The organism is Azospirillum thiophilum, from assembly GCF_001305595.1.
Classification (GTDB): Bacteria; Pseudomonadota; Alphaproteobacteria; order Azospirillales; family Azospirillaceae; genus Azospirillum; species Azospirillum thiophilum.
The window spans coordinates 749,718-768,671 of the sequence record NZ_CP012402.1; the positions used below are offsets into that span (position 1 = coordinate 749,718).

15 protein-coding genes are annotated in these 18,954 nt (G+C 64.7%); 7 read left to right on the forward strand and 8 right to left on the reverse strand.

All coding sequences use genetic code 11. The annotated features are described in order from the left end of the window. A complete protein-coding gene (msrP, locus tag AL072_RS16940; RefSeq protein WP_045583076.1) occupies positions 1 to 948 on the reverse strand; it encodes a protein-methionine-sulfoxide reductase catalytic subunit MsrP in 948 nt (315 codons plus the stop codon). A gap of 965 nt (positions 949 to 1,913) precedes the next feature. Here msrP and AL072_RS16945 point away from each other — a divergent pair. The 5 genes from AL072_RS16945 (at position 1,914) to AL072_RS16965 (ending at position 11,245) form a co-directional block, all read left to right on the forward strand. Continuing rightward, positions 1,914 to 7,811 (forward strand): hybrid sensor histidine kinase/response regulator, encoded by a 5,898-nt coding sequence (locus tag AL072_RS16945; protein WP_245636811.1) that lies wholly within the window; start codon positions 1,914 to 1,916, stop codon positions 7,809 to 7,811. A 227-nt stretch (positions 7,812 to 8,038) separates the two neighbouring features. Further along, positions 8,039 to 10,174, forward strand: a complete 2,136-nt coding sequence (locus AL072_RS16950) for a response regulator (protein WP_045583075.1) — start codon at positions 8,039 to 8,041, stop codon at positions 10,172 to 10,174. Positions 10,175 to 10,240: 66 nt separating this feature from the next. Then, positions 10,241 to 10,615: a hypothetical protein gene (locus AL072_RS16955; RefSeq protein ID WP_045583386.1), complete on the forward strand. Its 375-nt coding sequence runs from the start codon at positions 10,241 to 10,243 to the stop codon at positions 10,613 to 10,615. 85 nt (positions 10,616 to 10,700) lie between these two features. After that, positions 10,701 to 10,970, forward strand: coding sequence for a DUF5985 family protein (locus AL072_RS16960; protein ID WP_045583074.1), 270 nt, complete (start codon positions 10,701 to 10,703; stop codon positions 10,968 to 10,970). Further along, a complete protein-coding gene (locus tag AL072_RS16965; RefSeq protein WP_045583073.1) occupies positions 10,970 to 11,245 on the forward strand; it encodes a DUF5985 family protein in 276 nt (91 codons plus the stop codon). Before AL072_RS16960 ends, AL072_RS16965 begins: the two co-directional genes overlap by 1 nt. 7 nt (positions 11,246 to 11,252) lie before the next feature. Here the strand turns inward: AL072_RS16965 and AL072_RS16970 are convergent, their stop codons facing one another. After that, the gene (locus AL072_RS16970; protein ID WP_245636812.1) at positions 11,253 to 11,615 is read right to left on the reverse strand and encodes a hypothetical protein; all 363 of its coding nucleotides are present in this window, start codon (positions 11,613 to 11,615) and stop codon (positions 11,253 to 11,255) included. Here AL072_RS16970 and AL072_RS35120 point away from each other — a divergent pair. Together AL072_RS35120 and purT are read left to right on the forward strand one after the other, a co-directional pair. Further along, on the forward strand, positions 11,614 to 11,775 hold the full coding sequence (locus tag AL072_RS35120; RefSeq protein WP_162492058.1) for a hypothetical protein: 162 nt from the start codon (positions 11,614 to 11,616) through the stop codon (positions 11,773 to 11,775). The genes AL072_RS16970 and AL072_RS35120 overlap by 2 nt on opposite strands. A 101-nt stretch (positions 11,776 to 11,876) precedes the next feature. Further along, on the forward strand, positions 11,877 to 13,046 hold the full coding sequence (purT, locus tag AL072_RS16975) for a formate-dependent phosphoribosylglycinamide formyltransferase (RefSeq protein WP_045583071.1): 1,170 nt from the start codon (positions 11,877 to 11,879) through the stop codon (positions 13,044 to 13,046). A 65-nt stretch (positions 13,047 to 13,111) separates the two neighbouring features. Here the strand turns inward: purT and AL072_RS16980 are convergent, their stop codons facing one another. From AL072_RS16980 to AL072_RS17005, 6 genes are read right to left on the reverse strand one after another with little or no spacing between them, the layout of a single operon-like run. Next, on the reverse strand, positions 13,112 to 14,347 hold the full coding sequence (locus tag AL072_RS16980) for an MFS transporter (RefSeq protein WP_045583070.1): 1,236 nt from the start codon (positions 14,345 to 14,347) through the stop codon (positions 13,112 to 13,114). Beyond that, entirely contained in the window at positions 14,344 to 15,516 is a 1,173-nt protein-coding gene (locus AL072_RS16985; protein ID WP_045583069.1) for a thiolase family protein, read from the reverse strand. The genes AL072_RS16980 and AL072_RS16985 overlap by 4 nt, the downstream gene beginning before the upstream one ends. After that, complete coding sequence (locus tag AL072_RS16990) at positions 15,513 to 16,958, reverse strand: class I adenylate-forming enzyme family protein (protein ID WP_245636813.1); 1,446 nt, start codon at positions 16,956 to 16,958, stop codon at positions 15,513 to 15,515. Before AL072_RS16990 ends, AL072_RS16985 begins: the two co-directional genes overlap by 4 nt. Positions 16,959 to 16,986: 28 nt before the next feature. Further along, positions 16,987 to 17,535 (reverse strand): biotin transporter BioY, encoded by a 549-nt coding sequence (locus tag AL072_RS16995; RefSeq protein WP_144428271.1) that lies wholly within the window; start codon positions 17,533 to 17,535, stop codon positions 16,987 to 16,989. Positions 17,536 to 17,562: 27 nt separating this feature from the next. Further along, the gene (locus AL072_RS17000) at positions 17,563 to 18,204 is read right to left on the reverse strand and encodes an energy-coupling factor transporter transmembrane component T family protein (RefSeq protein ID WP_045583067.1); all 642 of its coding nucleotides are present in this window, start codon (positions 18,202 to 18,204) and stop codon (positions 17,563 to 17,565) included. After that, positions 18,204 to 18,878: an energy-coupling factor ABC transporter ATP-binding protein gene (locus AL072_RS17005; protein WP_045583066.1), complete on the reverse strand. Its 675-nt coding sequence runs from the start codon at positions 18,876 to 18,878 to the stop codon at positions 18,204 to 18,206. Before AL072_RS17005 ends, AL072_RS17000 begins: the two co-directional genes overlap by 1 nt. Between the last annotated feature and the right edge of the window lie 76 nt (positions 18,879 to 18,954).

Consider the following 18,954-nt stretch of genomic DNA (forward strand, 5'->3'; position numbering starts at 1 on the left):
TCAATAGTTCTTCCGAAGGTCCATCCCGGCATAGAGCGATGCGACCTCCTCGCCATAGCCGTTGAAGGGGAGGGTCTTGCGGCGGGAAAAGTCACCGACGCGACGTTCGGTCGCCTGACTCCAGCGCGGATGGTCAACTTCTGGGTTTACGTTGGAATAGAAGCCGTATTCGCGCGGCTGAGACTTGTTCCAGGCGGTCGGCGGCTGGTCCTTCACCAAGCTTATGCTGACGATGGATTTGATGGACTTGAACCCGTATTTCCAGGGCACCACCAGCCGGATCGGCGCACCGTTCTGATTGGGCAGAACTTCGCCATACATGCCGACAGCCAGCAGGGCCAACGGATGCATCGCCTCGTCCAGCCGCAACCCTTCGGTATAGGGCCAGTCGAGCACCCAGGACCGCAGTCCCGGCATCTGCTTGGGATCGTTCAAGGTCTGGAAGGCGACGTAACGGGCATTTCCGGTCGGCTCGACCCGCTTCAGCAATTCGGCCAACGGAAAGCCGACCCAGGGGATCACCATCGACCAGCCTTCGACGCAGCGCAGGCGGTAGATGCGTTCCTCCATCGGAAACTTCAGCAGATCCTCGATACCGATGGTCATCGGTTTCGCCACTTCGCCGCCGATGGCGATCTCCCACGGGCGTGTGCGCAGCATACCGGCGCTGTCGGCCGGATCGCCCTTGCCGGTGCCGAATTCATAGAAGTTGTTGTAGGTCGTTGCCGACTTCATCGGTGTCGTCGGGTCGAGCTTCGGGTCGGCAGGCTTGATCGTGGTCGGTACGGTAAAGGTCGCAGCCAGCGCGCCGTTGCTTGCGAGCGGTATGCTACCCAGCGCGAAGGCAGCAGCACCGCCGGCCATCAGGCTGCGGCGCGACAGGAACAGATCCCGCGGCGTCACCTCATCCTCGCGTGTCTGCGAGGCAGTGGGAAATTTGAACAGCATCGACCCTCTCCAGAACGGACCATTCCTGCTACTAACCATAGGTCTGGAGCGGGTCGCCGGCAAATCACGGCGTCTACACGTTTGCGTGAGCGAATCGAACCCGATGTGTGTGCCGGAGAGGTCAGCGAGGCCCAAGCGGGATCACTGTGGCTGGTCCACCGAAGCCGTCCCTACGAACCATCCGCCGGATCGGGAAGGGCAGAACATCGGCTGAAGGGCGGGGAGTTCCAGGCAGCGATATTTCGGCGAAAGAGAGAGCCAAGGCTATGCCATGGTTGCAGGACTGCATCCAAGTGAGCATACAGCAGATTGAAGTCTGCATGGTAAATGTCCACAGAATCATGACGGATCCTTGGGCTGTGTTGACAGGCAAGAATTCTTACCCGGCGGGCGATGTTCATTGGCCAGACTGCTCCATCGCGTTCGGAACGATAAACGATACGGGCTGGTGAAACGTTCCAACCTATATACGTCAGGCGAGGCTCATTCGTAGGCTGCCGCCATATCGAATGGACGGTGCCGTGGCGGATCGGATACCCCCGGACGTTCGGCTGCCAAGCACTTCTTTGCGTCTAAACTCCGTTTCGCGTTCCTGTTGCCCTGTCGACCGGCTCGAACAACCGGCTGTTCGTTGAAACGTCTCTCGCTGCGAACAAGGCAGACTGTAAGGAAAATTCTTCAAACCCTATAAAATTAGATATCCTCCCTAGGTCATATACATAGAACCTATGCGGGAAGCGGTGACGCCTACCAAAGGCCAAATTGACCGGAATAGACTTTACTTCATCGTACGGAACTGTACGACTGCACGGTCACTCGCCGGCTATGGCTGCGTATACGCAATCTCGATACGGGTATTCGAATTTCAACTGTAGATGATTGCGTTTTCTTGATCGGCCTGGGATTGGTCGGCGGGTGTGTTGGAACGCGGCCCTTGGTGGGTCGGCGCGCGGATGGGGAATGGTATGACGGCGATGGTGGAGACCGCGGAAGCGTTGGATCCGAAGGTTCTGCTGATGGCCTTGCGGCAATTGCGCAAAGGTGAATTCTCGGCAAGGCTGCCGCTCGACCTGACCGGCATCGACGGTGAGATCGCCGCCGCCTTCAACGATGTGGTGGAACTTAATCAGAACCTTACCGCCGAAGTCAGCCGGCTTAGCGTCGCCATCGGCAAGGAAGGCCGCATCAGTCAGCGTGCCAAGCTGAACAACGCATCGGGCGGTTGGGAAACCTGTGTCGACAGCATCAACACGCTGGTCGGCGACATGATCCAACCGACGACGGAAATCGCACGGGTCATCGGTGCGGTCGCCAAGGGCGACCTGTCCAAGACCATGGCGCTCGAAATCGAAGGCCGCCCGCTGCAAGGCGAATTCCTGCGCACCGCCCGCAACGTCAACACCATGGTGGACCAACTCGTCACCGTCACGACGGAGCTGACCCGCGTGGCGCGCGAGGTTGGCATCGAGGGCAAGCTGGGCGGGCAGGCCCAGGTCAAGGGCGTCGCCGGCAGTTGGAAGGATTTGACCGAGAACGTCAACGTGATGGCGGCCAACCTGACCGGTCAGGTTCGCAACATCGCGGAGGTGACGACGGCGGTCGCAAAGGGCGACCTGTCGAAGAAGATCACCGTCGACGTGAAGGGTGAGATCCTGGAGTTGAAATCGACCATCAACACGATGGTGGACCAGCTGAACAGCTTTGCCTCGGAAGTGACGCGCGTGGCGCGCGAGGTGGGCTCCGAAGGCAAGTTGGGTGGTCAGGCGAAGGTGGAGGGCGTCGGCGGCACTTGGAAGGATCTGACCGACAATGTGAACATGATGGCGGCGAACCTCACGGGGCAGGTGCGCAACATCGCGGAGGTGACGACTGCGGTCGCGAAGGGCGACCTGTCGAAGAAGATCACCGTCGATGTGAAGGGCGAGATCCTGGAGCTGAAATCGACCATCAACACGATGGTGGACCAGTTGAACAGCTTCGCGTCGGAGGTGACGCGCGTGGCGCGCGAGGTCGGTTCCGAAGGCAAGCTGGGCGGGCAGGCCCAGGTCAAGGGTGTTGGTGGCACCTGGAAGGATTTGACCGACAGCGTGAACATGATGGCGGCCAACCTCACGGGGCAGGTGCGCAACATTGCCGACGTCACCACCGCCGTCGCAACGGGCGACCTGTCGAAGAAGATCACCGTCGACGTGAAGGGCGAGATCCTGGAGCTGAAATCGACCATCAACACGATGGTCGACCAGTTGAACAGCTTCGCGTCAGAGGTGACGCGCGTGGCGCGCGAGGTGGGCTCTGAAGGAAAGCTGGGCGGGCAGGCGAAGGTGGAGGGCGTTGGCGGCACCTGGAAGGATCTGACCGACAGCGTGAATTTGATGGCGGCGAACCTCACGGGGCAGGTCCGCAACATCGCCGACGTCACCACGGCGGTCGCCAATGGCGATTTGTCGAAGAAGATCACCGTGCCGGTGAAGGGCGAAATTCTGGAGCTGAAGAACACCATCAACACGATGGTTGACCAGTTGAACAGCTTCGCGTCGGAGGTGACGCGCGTGGCGCGCGAGGTAGGCTCCGAAGGGAAGCTGGGTGGGCAGGCCCAGGTCAGAGGTGTGGGCGGCACCTGGAAGGATCTGACCGACAGCGTGAACGCGATGGCGACCAACCTGACGGGGCAGGTGCGCAACATCGCCGAAGTGACGACGGCGGTCGCCAACGGCGATCTGTCGAAGAAGATCACCGTCGATGTGAAGGGCGAGATCCTGGAGCTGAAATCGACCATCAACACCATGGTCGACCAGTTGAACAGCTTCGCTTCGGAAGTGACGCGCGTGGCGCGCGAGGTGGGCTCCGAAGGCAAGCTGGGCGGGCAGGCCCAGGTGAAAGGTGTCGGCGGCACCTGGAAGGATCTGACCGACAATGTGAACGCGATGGCGACCAACCTGACGGGCCAGGTGCGCAACATCGCCGAAGTGACGACGGCGGTCGCCAACGGCGATCTGTCGAAGAAGATCACCGTCGACGTGAAGGGCGAGATCCTGGAGCTGAAATCGACAATCAACACCATGGTCGACCAGTTGAACAGCTTCGCCTCGGAAGTCGCCCGCGTGGCGCGCGAGGTGGGGATCGAGGGCAAATTGGGCGGTCAGGCCCAGGTCAAGGGGGTCGCCGGTACCTGGAAGGATCTGACCGACAACGTAAACATGATGGCGGCCAACCTGACGGGGCAGGTGCGCAACATCGCGGAGGTGACGACGGCGGTCGCAAAGGGCGACCTGTCGAAGAAGATCACCGTCGACGTGAAGGGCGAGATCTTCGAACTGAAATCGACCATCAATACGATGGTGGACCAGCTGAACAGCTTCGCGTCGGAGGTGACACGCGTGGCGCGCGAGGTGGGCTCCGAAGGCAAGCTGGGCGGTCAGGCCAAGGTGGAGGGCGTCGGCGGCACCTGGAAGGATCTGACCGACAACGTCAACATGATGGCGGCCAACCTGACCGGGCAGGTGCGCGGCATCGCCAGCGTCGTCACCGCGGTCGCCGACGGCGATCTGAAACGCAAGCTGGCGGTGGATGCCAAGGGCGAGATCGCGGCGCTGGCCAACACCATCAACGGCATGATCGACACGCTGGCGACCTTCGCCGATCAGGTCACCAACGTGGCGCGCGAGGTGGGCATCGAAGGCAAGCTGGGCGGTCAGGCCCGTGTGCCGGGCGCCGCCGGCCTCTGGAAGGATCTGACGGAGAACGTGAACCAGCTGGCCGCCAACCTGACCACCCAGGTCCGCGCCATCGCCGAGGTCGCGACCGCGGTGACCAAGGGCGACCTGACCCGCTCCATCACCGTCGAAGCGATGGGCGAGGTCGCGGCGCTGAAGGACAACATCAACGAGATGATCCGCAATCTCCGCGATACTACCTTGAAAAATGCGGAACAGGACTGGTTGAAGACCAATCTTGCGAAATTCACCCGCATGTTGCAGGGCGAACGCGATCTGGTCACCGTCTCCAACATGATATTGTCGGAAATCGCGCCGCTGGTGAATGCCCAGCACGGCGTCTTCTATGTCGCCACCCGCGACCGCGACGAGCCGCTGCTGGAGTTGGTCGCATCCTACGCGCTGAAGGAGCGCAAGAACCTGTCCAACCGCTTCCAACTGAAGGAAGGTCTGGTCGGACAGTGCGCTTATGAGAAGAAGCGCATCCTGCTGACCAATGTGCCGCGCGACTATGTCTCCATCAGTTCCGGACTGGGCGAGGCGCCGCCGCTCAACATCATCGTCCTTCCGGTGCTGTTCGAGGACGATGTGAAGGCGGTGATCGAGCTGGCGAGCTTCGGCCGCTTCAGCGAGACGCACCAGAGCTTCCTGGAGCAGTTGACCGAGAGCATCGGCATCGTGCTGAACACGATCGCCGCCAACATGCGGACCGAAGGGCTACTGAAACAGTCGCAGCGCCTGACAACCGAACTGCAAAGCCAGCAGGAGGAGCTGAAGACCACCAACGAACGGCTGGAGCAGCAGGCCGCCTCGCTGCGCAAGTCGGAAGAGCTGCTGAAGGCCCAGCAGGAGAAGCTGACGACCACCAACGAGGCGCTGGAGGAAAAGGCCGAGCAGCTCGAGAAGCAGAACATCGAGGTCGAACGCAAGAACCGCGAGGTCGTGTTCGCCAAGGCGGCGCTGGAAGAGAAGGCAGAACAGCTTGCCCTGACCTCCAAATACAAGTCGCAGTTCCTGGCCAACATGAGCCACGAGTTGCGCACGCCGCTGAACAGCCTGCTGATCCTGTCCAAGCTGCTGGCCGACAACCCGGACACCAACCTGTCGGACCGTCAGGTGGAATTCGCCCGCACCATCCATTCCGCCGGGTCGGACCTGCTGGGGTTGATCAACGACATCCTCGACTTGTCGAAGATCGAATCCGGCACCGTCACCCTGGAGATCGGCGAGGTCGTCCTGGGCGACCTGCGCAACCATGTGGAGCGTACCTTCTCACAGTTGGCGCAGGAAAAGAAACTGAGCTTCGCCATCGAGATGGACGAGGCGCTGCCCGCCAGCGTCCAGACCGACGAGAAGCGGCTGGCGCAGGTGCTGAACAACCTGCTGTCCAACGCTTTCAAGTTCACCGACACCGGCGGCATCACCTTCCGCATTGCACTGGCGACGGAAGGGTGGAGCGCGGCCCATCCGACGCTGAACACGGCGACGTCCGTGCTGGCCTTCGCCGTCATCGATACCGGCATCGGCATTCCCGAGGACAAGCAGCGCATCATCTTCGAGGCCTTCCAGCAGGCCGACGGCACCACCAGCCGGAAATATGGCGGCACCGGCCTCGGCCTGTCGATCAGCCGCGAGATCGCGCGCTTGCTGGGCGGGGAGATCCGGGTCACCAGCGCGCCCGGCAAGGGCAGCGCCTTCACGCTGTACGTCCCGCGCAGCTACGATGCGGTGGAGGGGACCGCCATCGCTCCGCTCGCCGCGGCGAGCGGAGCGATGGCGCCGGCCGGAGGCCAGCCCGCCGCCCTGTTGTTGCCCAAGCGGACGGAGGCGGTGATCCGTCCGGTGATGGCTGCCGGCTCGCAGGATGGGCTGGCCCTGCTGGAGATACACCCGGCCGGCGACGACCGCGACCGCATCCGACCCGGCGAACCCGTGGTGCTGATCGTGGAGGACGATGCGACCTTCGCCTCCATCCTGCTCGATCTGGCGCGGGAGAAGGGGTTCCGCACCGTGCTGTCTGGAGGCGGGTCAGCGGCGCTGCCGCTGGCGCGAAAATTCCGGCCCGACGCCGTCCTGCTCGACATCGGATTGCCGGACATGGACGGCTGGGCGCTCCTCGACCTGCTGAAGCGCGACCCGCAGACCCGCCACATACCGGTCCATGTCATTTCCGCCAAGGACGAGCGGCGACGCGGCCTCTCGATGGGCGCCTTCGACTATTCGGAAAAGCCGGTGGAGCGTGAGGCCATCTTCGATGCGCTCAACCGGGTAAGGAGCTTCAAGGAGCGCAGCCACCGCCGGCTTCTGGTGGTGGAGAAGGACAATCCGCAGCCGGGGCTGGTCGCCGGCCTGATCGGCAACGGCGACGTGGAGACGCACACCGTCACCTCCGTCGAAGCGGCGATGGCGGCGCTGTCCGCCGACCGTTTCGACTGCATGGTGCTCGACCTGTCGAGCCCGATGTTGTCCGGTCCGACCGCCGCCGATATGGAACTGGTGGAATGGCTGCGCACCCGCGATACGATCGCCTGGATGCCGGTCGTGGTCTATGTCTCCCCCGCCGTGGCGCCCGAGGACGAGGCACGGCTGCGCCGGCTGGCCGAGACGGTGGTGTTGAAGAGTGCCCGGTCGCCCGCCGGCCTGCTGGACGAAACCGCACTGTTCCTTCACCGTGCCGTCGACCGCCTGCCGGAGGACAAGCGCCGCAGCATTCTGGACCTGCGCCAGCACGATCCGTCGCTGGCCGGCAAGCGGGTACTGGTGATCGATGACGACATCCGCAACATCTTCTCGCTCGCCAGCGTGATGGAGGCGCACAGGATCGAGGTCCTGCATGCAGAAAGCGGGCGCGAGGGCATCGAGCAGCTGCGCGCCGATCCGGCGGTCGACGTGGTTCTGGTCGACATCATGATGCCGGAGATGGACGGCTACGAGACCATGCGCACCATCCGCAGCATCGACGAGTTCCGCGCCCTGCCGATGATCGCCGTCACCGCCAAGGCGATGAAGGGCGACCGCGACAAGTGCATCGAGGCCGGGGCGACCGACTACATCGCCAAGCCGGTGGATATCGACCATCTGCTGTCGTTGCTGCGGATTTGGACCGCCAAGGGCGGCCGGTCCCAGCCGCGTGGAGGAATGCCGGCATGACGCGCCGCAAGCTCCGTCCGGCGCGTACCCCGCGCCGCGGCCCCTTCGCCCCGCCATTGGCCTTTCCCCCGGTACGGGCGGCGAGGCGGTCGGGGCTGCTGGGTACGGCCAGCCATCAGGAGGCGATCCGTCAGACGCTTCTGCCCCCGGAAGTGACACCTTCGAATCCAGCCGCCGCCCCGCCTGTGCCATCCGGCGATGCGATTGTGGGATGGAACAGCGGGACCATGACCTCCGATCCGCATCCGCAGCCCGACAGGGCGGACGTCGCGATCCTGATCGTCGACGACGACCCCAGGAACCTGTTCGCCGTCCGCGAGACGCTGGAGGAGCTGGGCGCACAGCTCATCCTCGCCCGGTCGGGTGAGGAGGCGCTGAAGCACCTGCTGCGCCAGGACTTCGCACTGATCCTGCTGGACGTGCACATGCCGGGGATGGACGGCTACGAGACGGCGGAACTGATCCGTCTGCGCGAGAAGTCGCGTCACATTCCCATCATCTTCCTGACCGCTATAAACAAGGACGAAACGCACATCTTCCGCGGCTATGCAACCGGGGCCGTCGACTACATGTTCAAGCCGGTCGACCCTCAGATCCTGAAATGCAAAGTGTCGGTGTTCGTTGACCTCTACCGCAAGACCGAGGAGGTCAAGCGCGAGGTCGAGGCCAAGCAGCGCCTGCTCGACGAGAACGAGCGGGTGCGGCGCGAGATGCGGCTGGCCGAGCAGGCGCTGCGCCGATCTGAGGAGCGGCAGGCACTGATCCTGGAACAACTGCCCATCGTGCTCTACACGGCGGACCTGACTCCGGGCATCCCGTTCCGCTACCTGTCGGAAACGGCGGAGCGAGTCCTTGGCTATCCGGCGGGCCGCTTCGTCAACGATGCCGGATTCTGGGAAAGGGGGCTGCATCCGGACGACCGCGCACGGGTGCTGCGGCAGTTGGAATCGATCCATGAAACCGGTCTGACCACAGTGGAATATCGCTGGCGTTGTCCGGACGGTGGCGAGCGCCATCTGCTGGACCAAGCAGTGGTCGTGTTCGGCGAGGACGGCGGACCGGGTGAATTGTTCGGTACGATCCTGGACGTCACCGAGACCAGGCAGGCGCAGCGCCAGCTCGCCCATGCCCAGAAGATGGAGATGGTCGGGCAGTTGACCGGTGGCATCGCCCACGATTTCAACAACATGCTGATGGTGGTGATCGGCAGTCTGGAACGCCTGCTCCCCGGCCTGTCGGATGATTCCAAGGCGGCGCGCCGGGCGGAGATGGCGCTCCAGGCTGCTTTGCGCTGTTCCGACATGACGCGGCGGCTGCTGACCTTCGCGCGTCGGCAGCAACTCCATCCCGAACCGGTTGATCTCGGCGCCCTGGTCGCCGGCATGGGTGAACTGATGCAGCGGACGCTTGGCGGAGGGGTAGCCATTGCCATCGAAGCGCCGCCTGCCGACTCCCCGCCGCTGTGGACTGCCTCCGTCGACCGGTCGCAGGCGGAATCGGCTCTGTTGAACCTTGTCATCAACGCCCGAGATGCCATGCCAGGCGGTGGCAGCCTGCGCATCCGCACCGAGAACACCCGCTTCGAGGCACCGCGGACAGCAATTGGGATGACCGTGCCGGCCGGCGATTATATCCTGTTGTCGGTGTCGGACAGCGGCGGCGGTATGGCGCCGGAGGTTCTGGAGCGCGCCTTCGAGCCATTCTTCACCACCAAGGAGGCTGGGAAGGGGACCGGCCTCGGCCTTGCCATGATCCACGGCTTTGTCAAACAGTCGGGTGGACTGATCGGCATCGACAGCATCCCGAATGCCGGCACCATCTTTCGCCTCTACCTGCCGCGGGCCACGATGGAAATGTCGCACGGCGCCGCCCCGGCCGAAGATGGTGCCGACGAGGCGTTCGCCGGTCGCGGCGAGACGGTGCTGGTGGTCGATGATGACGCCGATGTGAGGGCGGTCGCAGTCCAGGCAGTGGGGGCACTGGGCTATCGCGTGCTGGAGGCCGACGGAGCCGAGGCCGCACTGACGTTGCTGGACCGGCAGCCGGTGGACCTGTTGTTCACCGACATCGTGATGCCGGGCGGTTTGAATGGACGAGAGTTGGCGCGGGAAGGCCTACGCCGCCACCCCGCATTGAGGATCCTGTTCGCATCGGGCTATGCCAACGGTACCAGTGCGCCGGGATGGGAAAGCGGATCCGTTCCCGATACCCGGGAAGACGATCCCGGCGCTGTGCTGGGGGCGGTGCTGGGCCGGGCCGAGACGCTGGCCAAGCCCTATCGCGATGGTGTTCTTGCCCGTGCTTTGCGCCGCGCGCTGGATTTGCAGGCTCCTATTGCTCCGGCGGAGGTCGTCCGGGGGTGATATGGGGAACGAGGGCGGCATCGTCCCATGCCGGCCGTTTACGCACACCAGGTCAGGTTTTGGTTCATGGCTTTGTCAGACGATGCGCTTACCCTGCTTAGAGGCTCGATCCGCTCGGTCTGGGCTCTGGAGCTTATTCTGTTGTTGCGCCGCCATTCCGATCGCGACTGGTCCAACGCCGATCTGGTCCGCGAACTGCGTGGCAGCGAAGTGGTGGTGCAGGAGGCGCTCGCCGGCTTTCGCGGTGCCGGGCTGCTGGTGGCGCAGGCCGACGGCAGCCACCGTTACCAGCCCGCCGCGCCGATGCTGGATCAGTGGGTTGAGGAGATCGAACAGGCCTATGCCATCCGTCCGTCCGCGATCATCCGGGAGATCTTCGCGGCTCCTGGAAATAAGGTCCAGATTTTCGCCGATTCTTTCCGTTTCCGACTCAATGATTGAGATGCAGTGAAAGAAATGAACTCTGTGGGCGATGCCGGGTGCTCTTGCCGGCCTTCCTCTCCTCATAGGGGGAGGGAGCGCTGAGATGGACGTCGTGAAGTCCGGGGTCTATCTGCTGTGCTTTGCCGCCAGCCTGCTGTGCATGGTTCTGCTGTTGCGCAGCTATCTGCGGTCACGCAGCCGCCTGCTGTTGTGGAGCACGCTCTGCTTCGTGGCGCTGGCGATCAACAACCTGCTGCTGTTCATCGACGTGGTCCTTCTGCCGACACAAGTCGACCTGCTGCCCTATCGCCAGTTCTCTGCCCTGGTCGGGGTGGGGGGGCTGCTGTACGGCTTCATCTGGGATGCCGATTGATGTTGTCCACGACTTCCAGCTTCTTCACGGGCGCACTTGCAGCATTGTATGCCGTTGCCGGACTGTTCTTCCTCAGATTCTGGAAACGAACGCGTGATGCATTGTTCATGTCCTTCGCGATGGCCTTTGCCTTGCTGGCGCTGAACCAGATCCTTTTGGCGTTGGGCGGTTTCGAGCGGGAGGAGCAGAGCTGGATCTATCTTTTGCGTTTGCTTGCATTCCTGCTGATCATTGCCGCGGTCGTCCGCAAGAATCTGGAGGGACGCCAGCGTTGAGGCGGTGTTATTTCCGCCCATCGCCAAAGCGGCGGCAATCCCATTCGTCGCTGCCGGCTTCCGCCCGTCCACCGTTGGAGGTGCGATAGCGGGCGTCGTCGCACTGGCCATTCCCAGCATAACGGCTGTAGCCGCCGCGACCCCGACCGCCCTCGTAGCCGCTTCCCTGATAACCCCTGTCATAACCGCCGCTGTGCTGGGAGCGGTGCCGGCGTTTATGATTGCTGTCGTTGTCGTCATCGTCGGCGGTGGCCGCCAGCACGCCCAGTCCGACCACCGCAGCGCCGATCAGCAGCGCACCAGCCATATCGTCGTTGCCGTTGCCGGCACAGCCCGGCAACGGCAACGAGGCCACAATGAGGACCGCCATGACCGTTCTCTTCCCGGAAAATCCCCGCCGCTCCACCTTGCCGGTTACCGTGCCCATCGTCGCCTTCCAATATCTGGGTTCTTTCATGCATGAACGCACGGGTCATGATTTTCATCCAGAACCATTACAATTTCTTTTTAGAAATATTTGTTCGTATTGACCGTTGCCATGGGGATTGCATGTCCATGTGCAAGGGGGACTTGGCCCGGCTGGCGCAAAGCCCTATGGTCGGCCCGCTGTCGCCAATACGGGAGTGCGTTGATGTTCACCGCCAAGATCCTTCTGCTCGGCTCCGGGGAACTGGGGAAGGAGTTCGTTATCGCGGCCAAGCGGCTCGGCTGTGAGGTCATCGCCTGCGACAGCTATGCCAACGCCCCGGCGATGCAGGTCGCCGATGCAGCGGAGGTGTTCTCCATGCTGGACGCCGATGCGTTGCGCGCCGCCATAGCCAAGCACCATCCGGATTACATCGTGCCGGAGGTGGAGGCGATCCGCACCGAAGTGCTCCACGAGTTCGAAGAGGCCGGCACCACCGTCGTCCCGTCCGCCCGCGCCGCCACCATGACGATGAACCGTGATCGCATCCGCGAGGTTGCGGCGGCCGAGCTCGGCCTGCGCACCTCGCGCTACCGCTATGCCGAAAGCCTGGACGAGGTCCGGGCCGGGGCGGAGCACACCGGTTTCCCCTGCGTCATCAAGCCGGTGATGTCTTCCTCGGGCAAGGGGCAGAGCACGGTTCAGGATGCCGACGGGCTGGAAGCAGCCTGGGACTATGCGGTGGCGAACATGCGCGGAGACCGCCGCAAGGTGATAGTTGAGGAATTCGTTCCCTTTGAATACGAAATCACCCTGCTGACCGTCCGCACCCGTGACGGCATCCTCTATTGCGAACCGATCGGCCATCGGCAGGAGCGCGGCGACTACCAGGAGTCCTGGCAGCCGGTCGCCATGCCCCAGCGGATGCTGGACGACGCCAAGGCGATGGCGGCGCGCGTCGTCGACAACCTCGGCGGCTATGGCATCTTCGGCGTCGAGTTCTTCGTGACAGCCGACGAGGTCGTCTTCTCCGAACTATCGCCGCGGCCGCACGACACCGGCATGGTCACCCTGCTGTCGCAGAACCTATCGGAGTTCGAACTGCATGCCCGCGCCATCCTTGGGCTGCCGATCCCCAGCATCACTTGTCGCGCCTCATCGGCTTCCGCCGTCATCCTGGCCGACCGCGAGGCCGAGACTTTCCGCATCGAGGGGCTTTCCGGTGCCCTGAGCCTGGGCAGTGCGGAGCAGGAGGTCGATGTTCGCCTGTTCGGCAAGCCGACCACCCGCAAGAACCGCCGCATGGGCGTCGCACTTGCAGCCGGCAGCGACACCGACGATGCCCGTGCGCGGGCCAAGCAGGCGGCGGACAAGGTGACGATCCGTTACCTGTAAAGCCTCTGTATCTGCAATTGCCGCCTTTTGGCCGTCCCTCTCCCGTCCAATGCGGGGGAGGGGCATTACCGTCCCAACAACTTATCCACCCGCCGCAGCGCCGGAAACAGCGTCGCCCACAGCCCGGCCAGCACGACCGCACCGACACCGCCCAGTACGACCGCCGGAACGGCGCCGATCAACGCCGCGACGCTTCCCGATTCGAACTCGCCCAGTTGGTTGGATGCACCGATGAACAATGATGTGACGGCGCCCACCCGACCACGCATGTCGTCGGGAGTGGACAACTGAACCAGCGTCTGGCGCACGAACATGCTGACCTGATCGGTTGCGCCGACCGCCAGCAGGGCGATGAAGGACAGCAGCGGATCGGCCGACAGGCCGAAAGCGATGGTGGCGACGCCGAAACCGGCGACAGCGGCCAGCATCCAGCGCCCGGCATGACGCCTGACGCCCCAACGGGTGATGACCATTGCCATGGCGAGCGCTCCTAGCGCCGGGGCGCTGCGCAGCAGCCCCAGTCCCCAGGGGCCGACATGCAGCACGTCGCGGGCGTAGATGGGCAGCAGGGCCGTCGCTCCGCCCAGCAGCACGGCGAACAGGTCGAGCGAGATGGCGCCCAGGATTTCGGGCCGGCTGCGGATGAAGGCCGCTCCGGCGAGCATGCTCGACAGGCTCATGGCACGTTTGGTCATCGTCACCGGCCGCGGGCGGCAGGTGGCTATCAGCAGGACCGACAGGATAAGCATCGCCGTGCTGACGCCATAAACCGCGGCTGGGCCGGCGATGTAGAGCAGCCCACCCAGCGCCGGGCCGGAGATCTGCGCGACCTGTACTCCTGACGACTGCCAGGCGACGGCGTTCGGCAGATCCTCCACCGGCACCGTTGCCGACAAAATCGCTTGGTTGGCGGGTCCCTCGAACGACTTCGCCAGCCCGATCAGCGCGACCACGGCAAAGATCGCCTGCGGCGACAGCCACCCCGCCATGGTGGACAGGAACAGGGCGGCGATTGCGACCGTCTCGATCGACAGTGCGCCGAAAAGGACCGTCTTCCGGTCGTTGTTGTCGACCACATGCCCGGCCACCAGCACCAGCGCCAGGGTTGGCAAAAACTGGAACAGTCCGACCAGCCCGAGGTCGAGCGGATTGTCGGTCATGGCATAGACCTGCCAGCCGACCGCGACTACCTGCATCTGGATCGCCAGCATCGAACAGACCCGCGCGCACCAGAACAGGGCGAAGGCACGGTGACGGAAGGCGGACCGGAAGCTGTCCCCGGCCACGGGGGCGCTGGTCATGAAACAGATTCCAGAAGTGTGGCGAGGCCCAGCCCGCCACCGATGCCGAGCGTGGCGAGGCCCCTGCGGGGGGCGGTGCCCGCGACCGGGAACAGAAGTTCGGAGAACAGCCGGGTTGCCAGGATGCCTCCCGACGCGCCGTAGGGATGGCCGAGGGCGAGGGCGCCGCCGCCGACACAGACACGGGATTCTTCGATCTCCAGTGCGTCGAGGCAGGCCAGCACCTGGGCGGCGAACGCCTCGTTGAACTCGATGAGGTCGATACCGGCGACCGTCAGCCCGGGATTGCGGGTCAGGAGTTTGCGTACCGCAGGAATCGGGCCGGTGCCGAGCAGGTTGGGGGCGACCCCTGCCGCAGCCGAATCCACCACCATCAAGCCGCGGGTCAGGCCCAGCGCCTGGAATTTCCTCTCCGACACCACCGCGACCACGGCGGCACCGTCGTTGACCGGGCAGGCATTGCCCGCAGTCACCGTCCCGTCCGGCCTTACGATGGGGCGCAGCATCGCCAGACGGTCCAGGCTGGTGTCGGCGCGCGGGCATTCGTCGCGGTCGACGATCCGGCCGTCCGGCAGGGTGAGCGGAACGATTTCCCGGTCGAAACGGCCGGTGAGGCGGGAGGCGACCGCCTTGCGGTGGCTGTTCAAGGCATAGCGGTCCTGGCGGGCCCGGTCGATGCCGTACGCGGCTGCGACTGCCTCCGCCGCCTCGATCATCGACGGGTCGCCGACGCTGTCCGGGGCGAAGCGGGCGCGGTCGTAGAAGACCGGGCTGCGGTAGAGGTTGGTCGGCTTGGCGACCCGCCATGGCGCGGTGCTCGTGCTCTCCACCCCGCCGGCCAGGAATACGTCGCCGGCGCCGGCCTGGATCAACCGGGCTGCGAGGTTGATGGCCTCCAGGCCCGACCCGCACTGGCGGTCCACCGTGACGCCGGGCACCGACACCGGCAGCCCGGCCGCCAGCGCCGACAGTCGCGCGACGTTGCCGCCGGGGCCGACCGCGTTGCCGAGCACGACGTCATCCACCTCGCCCGGATCGATCCCGGCGTCGGCGAGCACGGCTTGGATGACGGGCGCGGCGAGGTCCTGGACGGGCAGGTCGCGCAGGGAGCCGCCGATGCGGCCGACCGCAGTGCGGCGTGCCGCGACGATGATCGGGCGGCCGGTCATTCCAGTGTCTCCAGCCTACCCGCAATCGCCCGGTCACGCACATCCGCCCGCGCGATCTTGCCGCTGCCGGTCAGCGGCATGTCCGCCGCTGCGAAGACCCGTCGCGGTGCCTTGTAGCCTTCCAGCCGTTGATGGCACCAACTGCGCAGATCTGCCAGCGATGCACGTTGCGCCCCCCGCCACCACACCACAGCCGACACGGTATCACCCCAATAGGGGTCGGGCAGGGCGAAGACCACCGCCTCGGCCACTGCCGGATGAGCCCGCAGCGACGCTTCGACCTCTGCCGGATAGACGTTCAGGCCGCCGGTGATGACCATGTCGCCGGCCCGGCCGACCAGCCGCAGCCAACCCTTGGCATCGATCCAGCCGTAATCGCCGACCGTGCCCCATCCGTCACTCTCCCGGAAGCCGGCGCTGTCGGCAGTCCCGAGATAACCATCGCTCAGCATGCCGCTGCGAACCCAGACGGTGCCGGGCCGGCCCTGCTCGACCGGGTTGCCGTCATCGTCGCGCAGGCTGAGTTCCACGCCGTGGAAAGGGCGGCCGACGCTGTCCGCAGGGGCGCCTTCGTGCGACGAGCGCAGGCTGACAAAGCTCAATTCCGATGCGCCGTAATATTCCAGAATCGCGGCCTCGGGGCAGAGTACGGTCAGCCGCTCATGCACCGCTGGTGCGAGCTTCGCCCCGGAACAGACCACCCGTTTCAGGAGAGGGAAGCGTCGACCATCACGTTCCGCGGCATCCAGGATGCCGACCAGCATGGTCGGGACCAGCACCAGCGTGGTGATGTCGCTCTCTTCCAGCCGGGCTGCGGCATCGGCGGCATCGAATTTGGGTTGCACCCACACCGTCGCACCGGCCGACAGTCCTTCCACCAAGCCATAGAGACCCAGGCCGTGGACAAGCGGCCCGGGCACCAGCACGGTATCGCTGGGGCCGATGCCGAACTCCACCCGGCTTGCCTCCAGCGTAGCCAGCCATGATCCCTGGTTGCGGATGAAAGCCTTCGGTCGGCCGGTGGTGCCGGAGGTGAAGCCGACCAGGAACGGAGTCTTCGGGTCCACCGTGGGAATGCTCCAGCCCGCCGGTTGCGCCGCAATCCAGGCGGCGGCGGCTTCGGCGGTCAGATGCAGGTCGGGACGGAGCGTTTCAAGCGCTGCAGCGGCCTGCCCGGCACTCCATTTCGGGTCGAGCAACCCGACGACGCCCCCGGCCGCGACGGTGCCAAGGAACAAGACCGGCAACTCTGGCCGATTGCCGAGGCTCAGGGCGACGCGGGGGGGCTTCCCATCGGACCGCAGTGCGGACACTCCGGCGCCCACCCGTCGCACCTGCTCCAGCAACCGGCCATAGCACAGCTTCACACCGTCGACGATCAGTGCCGGATGTCCGGGATCGTCTTCGGCGACCTTCGCAAAGGCGCGCGCGAGGTTGTCCAACCCGGTGAACTCTCCGGTTACGGGTCGATCAGGCATGGATCGGCAGGATGCCGGCACGGCGGACGGCGGCGGCAGCGACCGCTGCGATTCCAGCCTTTATCAGGTCGCCCGGTACGAAGGCCAGCGAGCCATAGACTGCCTTCTCGATCGGCAGGCCGGCAACCAGCCACAGCCAGGGGATGCCGCAGGCATAGACGACCAGTATCCCGCCGAGAACGCTGACCGCGAATAGGCGGACAGGATTGGCGTTGGTGGCGAAGCGCTCCGCCAGCCAGCCGGTGACGAAGGCGGCCAGCGGAAAGGCAAGCACGAAGCCGCCGGTCGGTCCCATCAGTACGCCGATGCCACCACGCCCGCCAGCCAGCAGCGGCAACCCGGCCGCGACCAGCAGCACGAACAGCAACGCGGCCAAACCGCCGCGCTTGGCGCCCAGGATGGTGCCCGCCAGCATCACCCCCAAGGTCTGCGCGGTGATCGGCACCGGGAGGAAGCCCAGGGGTATCGGCGGCGCCATGCCAAGGCCGCCGAGCAGGGCGGCGAACAGCGCACAGAGAACAAGGTCGCGGGTCGACAGCATGATGGACGCTTCCTTCGGAGGGTGACGTTATCGCTGAATATTCTTGGTGCTTTGACAGTCCTGATCGGCCGGGTCATAGCCGCGCGCTTCCAGCGCGGCGGTCAGATCATCGGCCATTGTGAGAATCTTAACCAGCAGCGGAACGAACAAGGCGGCTATGTTGCGTTCGACACCGCGGGCGCGCTGAGCCATCCGCACTTCGCGCACCTGCTCGCCCAACATCGGGATGAAGCGGATGGTCAGCGCAAGCATCAGCGCCATCTTGGCCGGATTGACGCCCAGCGGGCGCATCAGGCTGAACAGCCATTCAAAGAGATCGACCATGTCCATGACGCGGGTGGTCAGCGTGACCAGCGTCGCCAGCAGGATCAGCGCGGCGAAGCGGGCGACGCCGACGGCGGTATCCTCCCAGCCGCCGCCGGCGAGCAGTGCCTGAAAACCGAACAACAGCGTCAGCATGACGACCGGCGCCCGCAACTCGCGCAGCACCCGTCCCGCCGGCAGTCTCGCCGCGATCAGAACCGCGGTGCCGACCAGGCCGGCGGCCATTGCTCCCCAGACGCCCGGCAGCACCAGCACCAGTGCCGTCGTCAGCAGCAGACTACCCAGTTTCGCCCCCGCCGGCAGCCGATGGATCACTGAGTCCCGGTGAAGATAAAGCCCCAGCATCAGCCGAGCCGCTCGACATAGGCCGGCACGGCCAAGGCAGGCGGACCGTCGGCGACGATGCGGCCGTCCTCCAGCACCAGCGCCCGGTCGAAATCCATCACCATGTCGAGGTCGTGGGTGACGACGATGACGGTTTGCGGCAAGCCCCGCAGCAGTTCGACCACTTTGCGGCGGTTGCGCAGGTCGAGCAGGGTAGTGGGTTCGTCGAAGATCACATAGGCCGGCTCCAGCACCAGCACACCGGCGATGGCGAGCAATTGCTTTTCGCCGCCGCTCATCTGGTGCGCCGGTTGATGGCGGTAGCTGTCGAGGCCATAGCGCTCCAGCGCCACCGACACCCGGCGGGCGATTTCGGGCTTTGGCAGCTTGCGAGCCTTCAGGCCGAAGGCAAGGTCTTCTTCCACAGTCGGATAGACGATCTGGGTGTCGGGATTCTGGAAGACGAAGCCGACCCGCTGGCGTACCGCGCGTCCATCGGTCCGGGTATCCAGCCCGTCCACGCTCACGTTGCCGGCGTTCGGCACGATCAGGCCATTCAACAGCCGCGCCAGTGTGCTCTTGCCCGAGCCGTTGCCGCCGAGGATGGCGATGCGTCGCTCCGCCAGCTGCAGGGAAAGGTCGTGCAGCACGGGACGGTCGCCATAGGCGTGGGTGATGGACCGGAGTTCGATCATCGACGGGCGCTGGACTTTCGCGTTGCGATTCTGTTGCGCATGCGAAAGTTACTTAGCCGGTTTGCAGGCGGGGTGC